The organism is Lihuaxuella thermophila (assembly GCF_900110165.1).
Taxonomy (GTDB): Bacteria; Bacillota; Bacilli; order Thermoactinomycetales; family Thermoactinomycetaceae; genus Lihuaxuella; species Lihuaxuella thermophila.
Map to the genome: position 1 here is coordinate 197,137 of NZ_FOCQ01000001.1, position 14,999 is coordinate 212,135.

The window sequence follows — 14,999 nt, forward strand, 5'->3', positions numbered from 1 at the left end:
GTGATTTTTATGTCGGTGCGTCATCCGTTTTATACATTGACCTTTCGTTCCATGCCCAAGGTGGAACGGCTCCGGTTATTGGGAGGGACGGTCCGGTATATCAGCAAATACAGCCCTACGGTGACCGTTTCCCTGCCCAGATCCAAGTTGAAGGTATTGAAAAATGATCCCGATCTGCTGCATGTGCAAAGAGAGAAAACCTTGTCTCTCCCTTATCACCGGGTAGAAAAAGTGTTCAAGCCCTTGGGCCGATTAACCAGCCAAAAGACCTCGGGCCAAATCATTCCCTGGAATATCATTCGTGTATTGGGAGGAGCGCGGCAAAACAACGGAGAGGGAATTCGGGTCGGGGTCGTGGATACCGGGATTGACCTGACTCATCCTGATCTGGCAGCAAACATCAAAGGAGGCGTCAATATCCTTGATCCCTCTAAATCTCCGCAGGATGATAACGGGCACGGTTCCCATATTGCCGGTGTGATCGGTGCGCTGAACAATCGCATCGGTGTGGTGGGTGTAGCACCGAAAGTTTCGCTGTACGCCATCAAAGTATTGGATTCCACAGGGACCGGAATGATGTCCGACTTGATTCGCGGGATTGAGTGGGGAATTGATCATCATATGCACATTTTAAACATCAGTATCGGCGGGGGACTCAATCTCGATCCGGGGCTGATGAGAGTGATCCAGGCTGCCATCAAGAGGGGGATATTGATCGTTGCTGCGGCAGGCAATTCGGGTTCTCCCTCCGGAAATGGGGATTCGGTGGAAGTACCGGCGAGAATTCCCGCCGTGATCGGGGTTGCCGCGCTCGATCGAATGAACCGGCGTGCCCCTTTCTCAGCCACAGGGAAGGGAATTGATATTGCGGCTCCCGGAGCCAATATTTTCAGCACTTATTCGGGAAAACGATATGCTTACTTAAGCGGGACATCCATGGCAACCGCTCACGTTTCCGGTGTATTGGCACTCTTACGCCGTGCTTTTCCAAGGGTGTCTTCGCACACGTTGAGAAGCATTCTCCTGAGGAGGGCGATTGACCTTCCTCCGAAGGGATTTGATTCGTTTACAGGGGCGGGATTGGTCCAGGCGCGCGGACGATAACAGAGACAAAGAGCCTTTGACATCAATGAAAGGCTCTTTGTCATGTGGGGACTTCTTTCTGTTGTTCTGACAGGGTTTCCCCTTGGATCGGCTTGACCAGCAAACGGGTTACCCGGCGTCCGGTCATTTCCTGCACGATAAACTGGTAACCGTCAAATTCAACGGTGGAGTGGAGTTTAGGCAGCTCTTGCAGTTGAGAAAACACCCATCCGCCGATGGTATCGTTATCTTCATCTTCAATATTGATATGAAAGTATTCATTTACTTCTTCGATCAGCAGATGGGCATCAATGGAGGTCTCAGATCCTCTTTGCTGGAATAACGGCCTCTCATCATCAAACTCATCCTGAATCTCGCCGACAATTTCCTCGATGATATTTTCAATGGTAATAAGTCCGGAAGTTCCTCCATATTCGTCTACAACAATCGCCATTTCGGTGCGGTTTTTTTGCAATGTCCGCAAAATGTCCTTGATTTCCATCGTTTCAGGCACGTATACCGGAGGGCGGGCGATTTCGGACAAGTCCGGTGCTTCCCCTTCGCTCAGCCTTTGATAAAGATCCCGGATGTGAATAATCCCGATCACGTCATCTTTATCTCTCCCGCACAGGGGGAACCGGGTAAAACGGCTTTGTTTGATGACGGCCAGATTGGACTCCAATGTCTCATGTGCGTAAACACAAACCATCTCAACGCGGGGGATCATGACTTCCCGGCCGATCCGGTCGGCAAAATCGAAGATATTGTCAAACAGCGAGAGTTCCGTCTGGTCGATCATTCCAACCCGATGGCTTTGTTCCACCAACATGCGGATTTCTTCTTCCGTATGGGCTTGCTGATGATCAGGAACCATTTCGACGCCGAGCCATTTTAAAACTTGGTTGGCGGCATTGTTTAACAGCCAAATGGTTGGTTTAAAGAGAACAAAAAACCAATTGAGCGGTTTGGCCACCCAGAGAGAAGTTTCTTCCGCCTTGCGGATGGCGAGCGATTTGGGAGCCATCTCACCGAGTACGATATGTAAAAAAGTGATGATCGAAAAAGCAATGGAAAATGAAATCACGTGAATCCATGTTTCCGGGATGCCGGCCCGGCTGATCGGAGGTTCAATGAGCTGGGCAATAAAGGGTTCACCTACCCAACCCAGTCCGAGTGACGCCAGAGTGATTCCCAACTGGGTGGCGGAAAGATAGGCATCCAAATTGGCCAGTATTTTTTGTGCGGTTTTTGCGCGGAAATTTCCTTCTTGTGAAAGCTGGGCGATCCTCGTAGTGCGCACTTTGACGATGGCAAACTCGGAGGCAACAAAAAAGCCGTTTAATAAAACTAAAAAAAGTACCAATAACAACTTTCCGGCGATCGTGAGCAAACTGAACTCCAAATCGAAGAACCCCCCTTTCTCTGTAAGAGTCTGTCTGGTTTTAACTTTTGTCCGAACGGGCGATTTCATACGATACCCGGATCGAGCGCCGGGTTCGATTACAGCAACTGATGAATGAAAAAGGTGGCCAACCCGAAATAAACCATAAGAGAAATCACATCGTTCAGGGTCGTGATCAACGGACCTGAAGCCACAGTCGGATCTATGTTCAACTTGTTCAACAGGAGAGGGATGAGCGTTCCCACCAATGTGCCGATCAACAGGGTACAAAACAGGGAAAGGCCGACAACTACACCTAAGGCCACGCTTTGTTTCCATAGGGCGACCATGACGATAATCAGTGTACTGCAGAAGATCCCGATGATGATCCCGACCGTGCCCTCCTGCCGAATGACTTTCCGGTAATTTGTGCGTCCCAACTGGTTATTGGCCAGCGCTCGGATGATAATGGCCAGCGATTGGGTAGCTGTATTGCCCGTCATTCCGGCAATCATGGGCATAAAAACGGTAAGGACCGGCAACAGTTCAATCGTTTTTTGGAAAAGGCCGAGCAAATTAGCCGTCATCATTCCGATCAACAACAGAAGGAGCAGCCAGGGAATTCGTCTGCCGGCCGAGCGAAGGGGAGGGACGAACGCTCCCTTGTCGGTCGGGCCTGCGGCGGAAAGGTTGGAAATGTCTTCTTGTGCTTCTTCGATTAAGACGTCGATAATATCGTCGACGGTGATGATTCCCAACAACCTGTTTTCTGCATCCACGACCGGAATGGCCAAAAAATCGTATCGAACCAACAGTGCTGCCACTTGTTCCTGATCCATGTCAACAGGGGCGGAGATCACGCGCTCATACATGATGTCCCGGATGTATGTCGCTGGCGGGGCGATTAACAGATCTCTGAGTGATACCACTCCCACTAAATGACGGGCTTTATCCGTCACATAAACATAGTAGATGGTTTCAGCGGACGGCGCTTCCTTTCGCAAATGGCTGATCGCTTCTTCCGCGGTAAAATGGTTGTAAACACTTACATATTCATGGGTCATTAACCCGCCGGCCGTATCTTCGGGATAACGAAGCAGATCACGGACCCGCTCCGCTTCTTCACGCTGCATGTCCCGGAGCAGATGTTGCGCTTCGGGGTCATCCAATTTCCCAAGAAGGTCAGCGGCGTCATCCGAGGACATCAGGTTGAGCACAGATGCCGTCTTTGCAGGGCCTAAAGCTTCTATCACTTCTTTTTGTTCACTCGGTTCCAGCTCTTCCAGCAAAAGAGCGATTTCCTCAGGCTGTAATACAGTAAGAAAGCGGCGACGATGGATCCCGTTTAGTTCAAAGAATATCTCTCCCAGATCATAAGGCTGTAACTCATCGATAAATGCCCGTAAAGCGTTGTCGTCGCGTGTCTGAAGATAGCGAACCAATCTTTCGATTTCACGCTTTTTACCCGTTTCTTCCACGGACTTACCTCCTAAAGTCAAAACAGATACCTTCATCCGAACATAAGACAAGCGAGAGAAAGCATATAGTGAAAGCGAATTACTCTGATGAAGTTCGCGAAGGAGGAAACACTGTATGCAACCGTATGCCGCTCATTATCCCGCCTGGGGAGGGTATTACCCGATGTATCCGGCTCCGGTGACTGGTTATGGTGCTTATTCACCGATGGTTTCCGGTTGCTGTTCCGAAACTTACCAAAGGCCGTACTTCCCTCCCCATCCTTGGAGAGTGGCGTCATACCCGGGAGTTCCCTGGATGATGCCACAAACCTATCCATATGGAGCATTTATGCCGGCATCTATGCCTATGATGCCTCCAAAAACGCCGAGTTATCAAAAAGAAGAAACGTATAAACCTGTCTGGGACTCGCCCGAGTCTCCCCAGTCCCCGTGGATGCATGCCTTTCACCAACAGCCGGAAAACTAGGGGATATTTTTAGCTTGGTTTGCATACATAGTACGGGAAGCTGCTTACACAGCTTCCCCCCTTCCTTGCTATTTCCCTCCGACCGCCGATCGAGTCGGAGGGTTTTTTGTATAAATCGGGTCAGCTGGGAACACTACCTGTACAAAAGAGAGGTGAGAACATGAGAATTCCGGACGTTACCTATCCGATGGGGGAACCGGAAATTTATACTCCCAGGAATCCTGAAATCGTTACTCCCCATGATCCCGAAACCGGTCCCAAAGAATCTCCGCATTCGGTGCCGGATCGAACGACTCCCAGACGATTTGATTGAAACAACATGCCTGTCCATTAGGACAGGCATGTTGTTACCCTTATGTGCCACCGGAAGGTTTTTGGTTGGTGATCCGGACATTTACATGATCAATCGGCTCTTTCTTTTTCACAGTGATGATGGTCATGGGGTTGGTAATCACTTGTGTCACAAAGCCGTCTTTCGGCGGGGTTAACTCTTCGGCGTAGATGATGAGTTCGTTTCCTTTCCGGGTCACTTTGTTAACCTGAATGGAGTAGCCTCCGGTCTTTCTCTGACCAAGAGCGATCATGACATAGGCGAGGGAGTCTTCGTAACCTACATAGGTTTCTTGTTTTGAAGATCTTTGCAGTTCGTTCGCTTTTTCCTTCAACGATTCAGGCAGTTGGGACAGAGACACCTTATTATAGGCCAGCGTCTCTTCGTTCATGTCCGATGCCTCCTCTCTTGGCGAGGACGGTGAGGGATAAACATTACCTTGGCCACACCCCGTCAAAGGAATCAGCACCAAGAATAACAGAATCAGAAACATTCTGAACCCTTTCAATGTGAAATTCCTCCTCAGTTGGTTCTGCTTTCACTAGTTTGGACGGGGAAGAGCCGGTGGAAGTTGCAAGAGGTTTTTTTGGCTGAACAGGTCGGGATTTGTCTGGCAGGGATTCTTGTCTAAGAGCTGAAACATGACGGGTGCATGGATCAGGGGTCCATGGTGGCCGGCGATCTCTTAGATCATTCTATCATAGTTTTGGTCGTTCTCCTTTCCCTGTGCGTGAATTTCCCAATAGAGCTGAACGGGTATGGAGTTAATGGATTGGCAAAAAATAAAAGAAAAGGAGGAGAGTCATGACATCGAGAATCCATCATCCACTCCTTGTGACCAGCGACCGGATGATCCGGGTGGAGGTCAATCATCCGGCTTACCATGAAGTGCGAAAGCAATTGGTCCGCTTCGCCGAGCGAGTGAAAAGCCCGTCCAACTTACATACCTACCGCATGACTCCTTATACCCTGTGGAATGCGGCGGTGCAGAACTTAACACCCGGCGATATACTTGAGTGGTTGGAAAAAATGAGCAAACTTCCCGTCCCTTCATCGGTTGCCACCGAAGTGAAGGAATGGATGGGACGATATGGAATGCTTCGCCTGGAACGCGTGGACTCCAGCTCTTTCCAACTCATTAGCGTGCAACCGGAATATATACAGAAAATCATGGACCAAACGGCCATCCGGGAATGGTCGATCGAGAGACCCGGTGAAAATGCGCTTCTTTTTCCTTTACAGGCCCGGGGACAAGTAAAACAGGCGTGCACGCAAGCCGGATACCCGGTTATTGACCAGATCGGCTTCCAAGAAGGGGAATCCTTGTCCATTCGGCTGTCCAAACACTCCCGAACGGGGGCTTTCACCCTGAGGGATTACCAAAAGCAGGCGGTGGAAGCTTTTGGGGGAAACGGGGTGATTGTGCTTCCTTGTGGTGCCGGGAAGACGGTGGTGGGAATCGCGGCAATGGAAAAAGTGGGGAAAGCGACATTGATTCTAACCCCCAATGCAACTTCCGCCAAACAATGGATTCGCGAAATTTTGGATAAAACAGATCTGCCGGAGGAGGCAGTCGGGGAATATACGTCTGAGTGCAAAAAGGTCCGGCCGGTTACGGTCACCACGTATCAGATGATGACCCGCCGAACGGATCGGAACGGGCCATTTCATCATATGAAACTGTTTTCGGAACGGGATTGGGGGCTCATCATTTATGATGAAGTTCATTTATTGCCGGCTCCCGTTTTCCGTGCCACTGCCGCATTACAAGCCAAGCGGCGCCTCGGGCTGACTGCCACTTTAATCCGTGAAGACGGCAAAGAGGGAGAAGTTTTTTCCCTGATCGGTCCCAAGTTGTTCGAGGTTTCCTGGGGGGAATTGGAAGATCAGGGATGGATCGCGGAAGCGGTATGTACAGAGATACGCGTTCCTTTTTCCGATCCGGAGCGTGAGCGCTACACCCGTTCCAGCCACAGGCAAAAGTATCGATTGGCAGCCGAGAACCCGAACAAAATGAAAGTGATTGATCAGCTCATCCGACGGCATCGAGGTGAGCAAATCTTGGTCATCGGCCAGTATCTCGATCAACTCCAACAGCTGGCGGAACGGTATCAGGCACCGATCATCACCGGGCAGATGAAGCAGGAAAAACGGGAATCCTGGTTTGAGCGCTTCCGCAATAAAGAAATTTCCCTGCTGATCGTTTCCAAAGTGGCCAACTTTGCCGTTGACCTTCCCGATGCCGCTGTGGCGATTCAGATCTCCGGAACGTTTGGTTCCCGGCAGGAGGAGGCCCAGCGGCTGGGCAGAATTTTACGCCCCAAAGCGGGCGACAACAGAGCTTATTTTTATCATGTGGTCACGAAGGATACGCTGGATCAGGAATACGCGATGAATCGTCAACTGTTTTTAGCTGAACAAGGTTATTCGTACCAAATCCATGAGATGTAGGGGATGGTATTGTGATAGGTGAGCTAGAGCGGTGTTTGAACTCGCTCTCCGACCCGGTCATCGGCAAAATCGCTTCCGGTCACGGATTGAGTCAACCGGAGAGGAATCAGCTCTCTTATTTATTGACAGATCCGGTTTACTTGAAAGCATGCTGGAAGCAGTGGAGTGAGAATGAAAAGAGGGTGCTTCAGACCTTTTTATTTAAGGCTCCCCAAGGAATCCTGAAAGAACCCGATCTTTCGGGCTTCCCGGCCAACGGTCTTTCTCCTTCACAATTTCGATATGCGCTCCTTTGCCTGTGCCGGCAGGGATGGGTCTACACCGGCAGAGATGAGAACAGGGAACGTTTTTACCTTTGTCCGCTTGAAATCCGCCGGGCATTGGCAAAAGTCCTGATGGGTTCCGCCGTCACTCCCCTTGGTGACGAAGGAGAGATCAAGGTTGTTTCGCCGATGACGATGGGCATTTGGCAAGCCCTGTTTCATTTCCTGGTCACCCTGGACCATCAGCCATGGCCCCTCACCCGTTCCGGTCAGATTTCCAAGCGTTACGCACAAAAGCTGGATGTTGATTTGGATTTGGATCCCGAAGCTCTCACCCGGACCAAATGGAGTGGAGACGGCGAACTGCCGCCATGGGTACAACTCGTCACCGACTTGGCGGAACAATGGGATCTGCTGGAGCGGAAAGAAGGGTATATCATGCCCAAGCCGGCCCGCCTTCAGAAATGGCTTCAACTTTCTTGGGGAGAAACGGTCACCCTCCTGTATCAAGCCGTGCGCCAGGCGCTGGTCAGCTACTGGAACGAGGGGGAAGGGTACTTAACGATCATGGAAATTGTCGAACCGGGAGCGTGGGTTTCCGTCAAGGAGCTGGTGAAGGCCAGACAGTTATCATACCGACAGCAGACCCGGTCTTTGGACATGGAGATGCACAAGCTGTCCGGAAGCCTGTTGCGTCCTTTGCGTGAACTGGGTTGGATCGAGATCGGTGAGGCAAAGGGGGAATTGTTTTTTCGCTGGCTTGATCTCCCGCCGTTCACCGGGGAGGTTCGGGAAGAACTGCCTGTCTATGTGCAACCTGATCTGGAAATCATGATTCCCTATACCTTCCCATTTGCCAAACGATATCAACTGGCGGAAATGGCTGATTTTATGGGTGGAGATCATTATCTTCACTATGAAATCACCGAACATTCCATCGAACGTGCTTGCCGGCGGGGATACTCCCTTGAACAAATCCTTCAACGGTTGGAGGAATGGAGCTGTTTCCCCCTTCCGGATGCGGTCCGGCAACAGATCGGGCACTGGGTTCAGCAATTTGACGGTGTATTGCTGGAATCGGTGGTGCTCGTTCATACACCGGACCGGTTGACGGCCGAAAAGCTGGAACAACTGGCCCTAAACCAGCATTTGCCCGTGAAAAGATGGAGTTCCACCTGTCTTTCCATTCCATCTTCCCTTTCATCGCAAGTGGAACAGTGGCTCCGGAACGAAGAGAGAAACGTCAGCCGCATTCCTGAACCGCTGCCCGGCAGGATCACAGAGAGAGGCGGGTTCAATGACTGGTGGCTGCCCTTTGCGCATTTGGGTTCTGAAATCTTGGAAGACCGGTACTCCGAGCCGGCAGAAGTTTTTCCGGGGATCCGCCAGTTGCCCAAGATCTGGACATCCGGCCTTCGCGCTTATCATCCATTCATGAAAAGGGAAATCCTCCGACGATGTATGGAGCATCAGCTGGATGTCCGGCTCGAATGGCGGGGGAATACGGTCACCGTGACACCGATGGAGCTAAAATTGGAATCCGGAAACTGGCTTTTGGAAGCAAAAGAGACAGAGGGAAAGAAGAGAAGATTTTGTTTGAATGAGATGGAGCGGCTGCAAGTTTTATTGCCTTGGTCGGCCGGACAAGCGTTTTCCTGATTTTTGAAGATAAATGGTGAAAGCAGCTGTGTTAAAATGGGAAGGGAGGGGAAGCCGATGGATACTTTGGATATGAGTGAAATCCTGCTGGATGCTTATCATCTGGCTGATCAGATAAACGAATCGGAAGAAGTGAAAAATTATCTCGCTTTGAAGAAGAAAATGCAGGAAGACCCTGAAGCGCAAAAAATGATCAGGGAATTTCAGAAGATCAAAGAGATGTACGAAGAGGCAAAGCGCTTTGGCATTTTCCACCCCAACTATCATGAGGCGAAAGAAAAGGCCGAAGTTTATCAGAAAAAAATGAGTTCCCATCCCGTGATCGGCGCTTTTTTGGAGGCGGAGAAAAAGCTGGATCTCTTGCTTTACGAAGTCTCCTCCGTGATCGCCCGCTCGGTGTCCGAATCGATCAAGGTGCCTGCGAACGACCCGGTACCCGGGGCAAAGAGATTCCAGCGTTCCTGCGGAGGATAAGATTGAGACTAACGCTGCTTTAAGATGCAGTTGGGACACTCATTGCCACAGCAGAAGCTTTTTTCTTCGGGGACGCGAAAGCGAAAGCGGTAAATCAGTCCGGCTTGTGAAGAGCGGATATATTCAAATTCATAAAACCAGGAGGTACCTGTAATAAATCGTTCCGCCTCCTTATGCAAAAAGTTTTCAAAATCTTGCTGCGAGGAGGGGGCTTGGAGTTTCACGTATAAAAAGGAAACACCTGCAAATTGTTTCCGCATCAGCTCAACATATGGCTTCTGTTCTGCGGTATCCAGCGTTTCAACAAATATTTCAACGGGGTTTTTCATCGATGTTCACTCCAGTCCTGTCTGTAGTTCTTATTTTATCAAAAGCACTGAATATGAAAATGCAAGAAGAGATGGAATGAGGGATTTGCTTCCGGCGGAGCGGCCGCTTCCTGCATGCTGAACCAAAAAGCTTTGCCGGCGGATGCGGCAGTCCGCAACGCCGCTTTTTCAGCGCTTCGGACACTCGGATCAAGTTGAACTTCTTCTAACGGAATGGTACGATTAAAGCAGATCCCATAAACAAATCCATCTTCCATTTAACCAGTGATAAGCGCCCTCCGGACTAGTCTTGACATGTGAAAAGGAGATTGGATTGTCATGAACATTGCAGAAAGGCTAGGCTTGGCTGTTTGGGTGAAGGATTTAAAAGCAGCTCGTTCGTTGGGACGCATGGGAAATATACATTATATTTCTAAACGGCTCAAATACGTTTATCTGTATGTGGATGGCCGAACGGCTGATCAACTCATTCATCGCATTGAACGCTTGCCTTATGTACAACGCGTGGAGCGATCACAACGCACGAAAATATCGCTTGATTTTAGCAAGAAAATAAATTCGCCTCATATATAAAATACAAGCAGAGTTCACGTGCTTACCGTCAACAGACGGTTTTTTTTTGGTTTGATACTTCGTAGAGCGAAATATATAATAAAACAGAAGGAGATGATGACGGGTTATGGGTTCATGGCGGCGCAATCTGTATATTTTGATGGTTTCGCAGTTTTTGGTGATGAGCGCGATGTCGATGATTATCCCGTTTTTGCCTCTCTATTTGCAAGAGATGGGCATCAAGAACCCTGCCGAGACACAACTTTGGGCAGGGGTCATTTTTGGCGTCAACTTTTTGTCGGCCTTCATCATGGCTCCCATCTGGGGAAGCATGGCCGACCGCTACGGACGAAAAATCATGGTGCTGAGATCGGGATTTGGCATGGCGGTTGTCATCTTTTTAACCGGACTTGCTACTTCGCCGCTGCAATTGCTGTTCTTGCGCTTGCTCAACGGAACGATCTCGGGATTTATCCCTGCATCCATCTCGCTGACTGCGACCAATACTCCGAAAGAGAAGGTCGGGTATGCCCTTGGGATGCTGCAATCGGGCGGTGTCGCCGGCTCGATTATGGGGCCTTTTATCGGCGGGATATTAGCGGAAATGATCGGCTTCCGCATGATTTTCTTCCTGACGGCAACGGTGATCGCGATCGCTACTCTGGTGGTTCTGTTTGCGGTAAAGGAAGAATGTAAGCCCCAGAAAAAAGAGAAAAAGCCAAACTTCTGGAAAGACGGTTCAGCGATTTTACATCAGCGCCCATTGGTGCTTTTCTTTATTGTGGGTGTGTTTGTGCAGTTTGCCATGATGGGCCCGATGCCGTTGATGTCACTGTTTGTTGACCAACTGGGTGTGCCTGGCGGATATGTGGCTTTCTTCGCAGGGCTGGTTCCCGCAGCTACCGGCTTGGCCAATATGATTGCTTCCCCGCTCCTGGGAAAACTGGGGGACCGCTATGGTTCGGAGCGGGTTCTCTTTTTTGCGATGCTGGGCGCAGCGCTCTTTTTCATTCCCCATTGGTTTGTTCACTCCATTTGGCAGCTGCTCGTGATCCGGTTTTTGCTGGGTCTGTGCGTGGGCGGGCTGCTTCCTTCGCTGAGCGCATTGATTCGCAAATTTGCTCCCCCGGGAAAAGAGAGTACGGCGTTCGGCTATCAATCAAGCGCGAACTTCCTGGGGAATATGCTCGGCCCGGTCACCTATGGATATTTGTCCGGCTTGACCGGGATCAGGGAAGTCTTTCTGCTTACCTCCCTGTTGCTCGTTTGTGCCGCGGTTTGGTTAAAATTCAGTCTCAAGCTCAGGCTGCAGCCGTCTCATGAAAAAACGGACGATGTAATGAAAAACCCCGCCTGAATCGCCGGCTTCGGGGTTTCTTTTTTTGTGATTGCTTGTGAAATCCCGGGCCAGTTTTTACAATAGAGTAAGGAAACGGAAAGGAACGTCATGGCACGCAAAGGAGCGATTTGCATTGAATTTTTTTCAGGATTTAAAACAGAAATTGGAAAAGGGAATGGAGACTGCCGGGCAAAAGTCCCAAAGAATGTTGGAAATAAGCCGCTTAAGCCTGAAGATAAAAGGGAAAAAAGACGATATCGAACGAATGATTCAAAAGCTGGGACGGGAAGTATATGAGGCTTGGGAGCCGGCAAAAAAGCTGGAGATGACGGATCAGATTGAAGCGACGCTGACAGCGATTCACGATTTAAACGAGCAGCTGAAGTCTCTGCAAAAAGAGCTGGAAGACTTGAAGAACTCCGATATCACCGTTCATGATACCGCTGAAAAGGTAAGCATTCCTCCTTCTGTCCAGGAAGAAGAGCCGTCTTCGGGAAAAGTCGAAGTGTTGTTACCCGATCAGGAGTCGCCTCGAACCCGGGTAAAAACGGTTCAACCCGGAGCAGCGGTATTGTACATTTGCCCGTTCTGTGCGCATCAAGTGAAAAATGACGCCTCTTCCTGTTCCCATTGCGGGCAGCGTTTCTACTAAAAGAGAGGTGGGAAATGGTGAAATTCGGCAAGCCGTTGAAGCGGCTGATTCGATTGCTGCCTCAAAAACTCCCGGGCGGTTTGCAACAAAAGGTGAAATACGCCGGAGGGATTATAAAGATGTGAGCCAACTGCATGCGGACAAAGGGGGACCTATGAAGCGGTTTGTACATTTTGCGAATGGCGTTGAAAGGCGTGTACCGCTCCAATTCCTAGCTTTTTTTATTCTTTTAGTTTTGCTACAATAATGGTGAAATCTGTAGAAATATGTTTAAGAATCTTATACACAATCCAGCGACGGGTACCTATTCTGTGCTTAAGTACGGGAAATCGGCGAAAGACCGGTGTTCGCGGCTGAAGGTTCTCCCTGGTTTGAATCTCCCTTTTGCATAGAGGGTTAGGAAAGGGGTAATGTGCATGAACCACAACTCCGTGGCCATTACAGTAACAAGCGGAAAAGGTGGCGTGGGGAAAACAACCACTGTTGCATCGGTAGGCCTGGGGCTGGCCCAATTAGGATATAAAGTTTGTTTGGTTGATACGGATATCGGACTTAGAAAATTGGATCTGATGCTTGGCTTGGAAAACCGGATCGTATACGACATCGTCGATGTCATTGAGGGCGTGAGCAAGCTGCGGCAGTCGCTGGTTCGACATAAGGAATATCCTGATTTGGCCTTACTGCCGGCAGCGCAAACCCGCTATAAAGAAGAAGTTTCACCGTCCCAGATCAAACAGGTGGTCGATGAACTGAGACAGGAGTTTGACTACATTTTGATCGATTCCCCAGCGGGAATAGAAGGAGGCTTCCGCAATGCGATTGCGCCCGCGGACCGGGCCATTCTGGTCGTAAACCCTGAAATCCCGTCTGTCCGGGATTCCGACAGAGTGATTGGATTGCTGGAATCGGCCAACCTGACAAAGATCGATTTAGTGGTGAACCGCGTTCAGCCCGGAATGGTTCGCGATGGCGATATGCTGAGTGTAGAGAGGGTACAGAGCCACCTGGCCATCAATCTCTTGGGCGTTGTTCCGGAAGATAAACGGATCATCCGCTCATCCAATACAGGAGAACCGGTTATCCTGGATTCAAAATCGCTGGCCGGTAAAGCGTTTTCCAATATTGCGAGACGGCTGACCGGGGAAGAGGTGCCTTTCTTAGATTTGGAATCCCCAACTCTCATTAATCGGATTAAGCGATTGTTTCACATCGCCTAATACATAAACGAGGTGAAACAGGTGGCATTCCTGAACATGTTCGGCAGGGAGAAGGAAGAGCCCACGGCAACGAAAGCGGACGACCGTCTGGCTCTAGTGCTCAGCTACCAGCGTTCGGATATTGACGAAAGAAAGATCAAGCTATTTCAAGAGAGGCTCGTTCAGCTTTGCGATGAATTCGGTTACGATGTTGTCGGTCAAATTACTGTCATTCCACAGTCAAAAGAACGAACGACCATTATCAATGCGAGTATCCCGGTAAAACTGAAAGAGCCTATTTAAAAGCACGGACCTGCAATGAAGGTTCGTGCTTTTCTTATTCATATAAATTTGTGGTTTTGCAAACGCCGTTCCAGAAATTCAGTGATCACGGTCGGAAATGCTTTATCTTCGGCCAAGGTGAACAGGGCGATGGAGACGCGGGTACAACCGTAGGTTCTCATCAGCTGGATCAACTTTTCCCTGGTATCCGGATTGGGCCGTCCATACCTTTCCTCAAACGCTTTGATCAGCATCTCTTCCTCAGGAGTTGTGGGTTGTTCGTTTCCCTGCGGCCACGTCACGCCGGATGCAAAAGACTGGTTGTGAAGGGGGTGGAGCGTGTCGGAAGCCGTGGGTGCTGAAGAGAGCCCTTCAGGATTGGGATAGTAGGGTTCATCGAGATCGCGAATCGCGGGACGATAAATTTGCCAGTCTTGAAGTTTGCGTCGGCGGCGGGGCCTTTGTGCGGGCAAGTGAGTAAATTTGTCCGGATATTTTCGACGCAGGGTATAGATTCGCTGATAAATGGCTCCTTGTGTGCGGAACAGCTTTTTCTCCAATTCGGCAATGGCGGCTGACAACGATTTCCCTTCTTCTAAAAATTGATTCACCGTTTGAATGACTATTTCTTCCTCCTCTTCTTCCCAGCTATTCAGACGATTGGAGCCTTCACCCGCTTCTTCACTGAAATGAAAGCGATCCGGGTACTCAGCTCTTAGCTTCCGGACATGGGACATAATCCCTGCATATCCTCTTTTTAACTGTTCTGATAATTCTTTGAGTATTTCGCGTTCCCGTTTTCCTTCTTGCAACCCCTTATTAATGGCTTCAATTATTTGTTCATTTTCTTCCTCTGTATATTTTCCTTTTTTTGTTTCTATCATTGAAATTCTCCTTTCTCTCTGAATCCATAAAAATCTTACTTATTAATATAACAGAAAAAACATAATCTTTTCCACTATCCTTGTTTCAAAAACTTGTCTATTCATGGGTATTGGAAGAATGCCGGTAACGGCAGCCAGGCAAGATAGATAAAAATTAAAGAATAAAGGCATCAAATTAC

General features: G+C 49.5%; 16 protein-coding genes. 11 read left to right on the plus strand and 5 right to left on the minus strand.

Going from position 1 to position 14,999, the window contains the following annotated elements:
* Positions 1 to 9: 9 nt before the first annotated feature.
* Entirely contained in the window at positions 10 to 1,104 is a 1,095-nt protein-coding gene (locus tag BMW55_RS01070) for a S8 family peptidase (protein ID WP_089964513.1), read from the plus strand.
* A 40-nt stretch (positions 1,105 to 1,144) separates the two neighbouring features.
* Here the strand turns inward: BMW55_RS01070 and BMW55_RS01075 are convergent, their stop codons facing one another.
* Together BMW55_RS01075 and mgtE are read right to left on the minus strand one after the other, a co-directional pair.
* The gene (locus BMW55_RS01075; protein WP_244527393.1) at positions 1,145 to 2,485 is read right to left on the minus strand and encodes a hemolysin family protein; all 1,341 of its coding nucleotides are present in this window, start codon (positions 2,483 to 2,485) and stop codon (positions 1,145 to 1,147) included.
* Positions 2,486 to 2,583: 98 nt separating this feature from the next.
* Positions 2,584 to 3,942, minus strand: a complete 1,359-nt coding sequence (gene mgtE, locus BMW55_RS01080; RefSeq protein ID WP_244527394.1) for a magnesium transporter — start codon at positions 3,940 to 3,942, stop codon at positions 2,584 to 2,586.
* Positions 3,943 to 4,057: 115 nt separating this feature from the next.
* Between mgtE and BMW55_RS01085 the strand changes: the two genes are divergently transcribed.
* Entirely contained in the window at positions 4,058 to 4,408 is a 351-nt protein-coding gene (locus BMW55_RS01085) for a hypothetical protein (RefSeq protein WP_089964515.1), read from the plus strand.
* Positions 4,409 to 4,568: 160 nt separating this feature from the next.
* A complete protein-coding gene (locus tag BMW55_RS19160) occupies positions 4,569 to 4,721 on the plus strand; it encodes a hypothetical protein (RefSeq protein ID WP_170839661.1) in 153 nt (50 codons plus the stop codon).
* A gap of 40 nt (positions 4,722 to 4,761) precedes the next feature.
* Here the strand turns inward: BMW55_RS19160 and BMW55_RS01090 are convergent, their stop codons facing one another.
* The gene (locus tag BMW55_RS01090) at positions 4,762 to 5,130 is read right to left on the minus strand and encodes a protease complex subunit PrcB family protein (RefSeq protein WP_170839662.1); all 369 of its coding nucleotides are present in this window, start codon (positions 5,128 to 5,130) and stop codon (positions 4,762 to 4,764) included.
* Between the two features lie 413 nt (positions 5,131 to 5,543).
* Between BMW55_RS01090 and BMW55_RS01095 the strand changes: the two genes are divergently transcribed.
* Genes BMW55_RS01095 through BMW55_RS01105 form a run of 3 tightly spaced genes read left to right on the plus strand, consistent with a single transcriptional unit; the run spans position 5,544 to position 9,586 of the window.
* Positions 5,544 to 7,190 (plus strand): DNA repair helicase XPB, encoded by a 1,647-nt coding sequence (locus BMW55_RS01095; RefSeq protein ID WP_089964517.1) that lies wholly within the window; start codon positions 5,544 to 5,546, stop codon positions 7,188 to 7,190.
* 11 nt (positions 7,191 to 7,201) lie between these two features.
* Positions 7,202 to 9,112: a helicase-associated domain-containing protein gene (locus BMW55_RS01100; RefSeq protein WP_139179406.1), complete on the plus strand. Its 1,911-nt coding sequence runs from the start codon at positions 7,202 to 7,204 to the stop codon at positions 9,110 to 9,112.
* A gap of 57 nt (positions 9,113 to 9,169) precedes the next feature.
* Entirely contained in the window at positions 9,170 to 9,586 is a 417-nt protein-coding gene (locus BMW55_RS01105) for a YlbF/YmcA family competence regulator (RefSeq protein ID WP_089964519.1), read from the plus strand.
* Positions 9,587 to 9,594: 8 nt separating this feature from the next.
* On the opposite strand, the gene BMW55_RS01110 is transcribed toward BMW55_RS01105, so the two are convergent.
* Positions 9,595 to 9,915 carry a hypothetical protein gene (locus tag BMW55_RS01110; RefSeq protein WP_089964520.1) on the minus strand — a complete coding sequence of 107 codons (321 nt, stop codon included), beginning with the start codon at positions 9,913 to 9,915 and terminating at the stop codon, positions 9,595 to 9,597.
* 318 nt (positions 9,916 to 10,233) lie between these two features.
* Here BMW55_RS01110 and BMW55_RS01120 point away from each other — a divergent pair, with 318 nt between their 5' ends.
* From BMW55_RS01120 to BMW55_RS01140, 5 genes are all read left to right on the plus strand, one after another.
* The gene (locus BMW55_RS01120; RefSeq protein ID WP_244527395.1) at positions 10,234 to 10,488 is read left to right on the plus strand and encodes a YlbG family protein; all 255 of its coding nucleotides are present in this window, start codon (positions 10,234 to 10,236) and stop codon (positions 10,486 to 10,488) included.
* Positions 10,489 to 10,594: 106 nt separating this feature from the next.
* Entirely contained in the window at positions 10,595 to 11,824 is a 1,230-nt protein-coding gene (locus BMW55_RS01125; protein ID WP_089964523.1) for an MFS transporter, read from the plus strand.
* 115 nt (positions 11,825 to 11,939) lie between these two features.
* Entirely contained in the window at positions 11,940 to 12,458 is a 519-nt protein-coding gene (locus BMW55_RS01130) for a hypothetical protein (protein WP_089964524.1), read from the plus strand.
* 416 nt (positions 12,459 to 12,874) lie between these two features.
* A complete protein-coding gene (gene minD / locus BMW55_RS01135) occupies positions 12,875 to 13,675 on the plus strand; it encodes a septum site-determining protein MinD (protein WP_089964525.1) in 801 nt (266 codons plus the stop codon).
* Between the two features lie 21 nt (positions 13,676 to 13,696).
* Positions 13,697 to 13,957, plus strand: coding sequence for a hypothetical protein (locus BMW55_RS01140; RefSeq protein ID WP_139179407.1), 261 nt, complete (start codon positions 13,697 to 13,699; stop codon positions 13,955 to 13,957).
* 38 nt (positions 13,958 to 13,995) lie between these two features.
* Here BMW55_RS01140 and BMW55_RS01145 read toward each other — a convergent pair whose 3' ends face one another.
* Positions 13,996 to 14,820, minus strand: coding sequence for a hypothetical protein (locus BMW55_RS01145; protein ID WP_089964527.1), 825 nt, complete (start codon positions 14,818 to 14,820; stop codon positions 13,996 to 13,998).
* Positions 14,821 to 14,999: the final 179 nt, after the last annotated feature.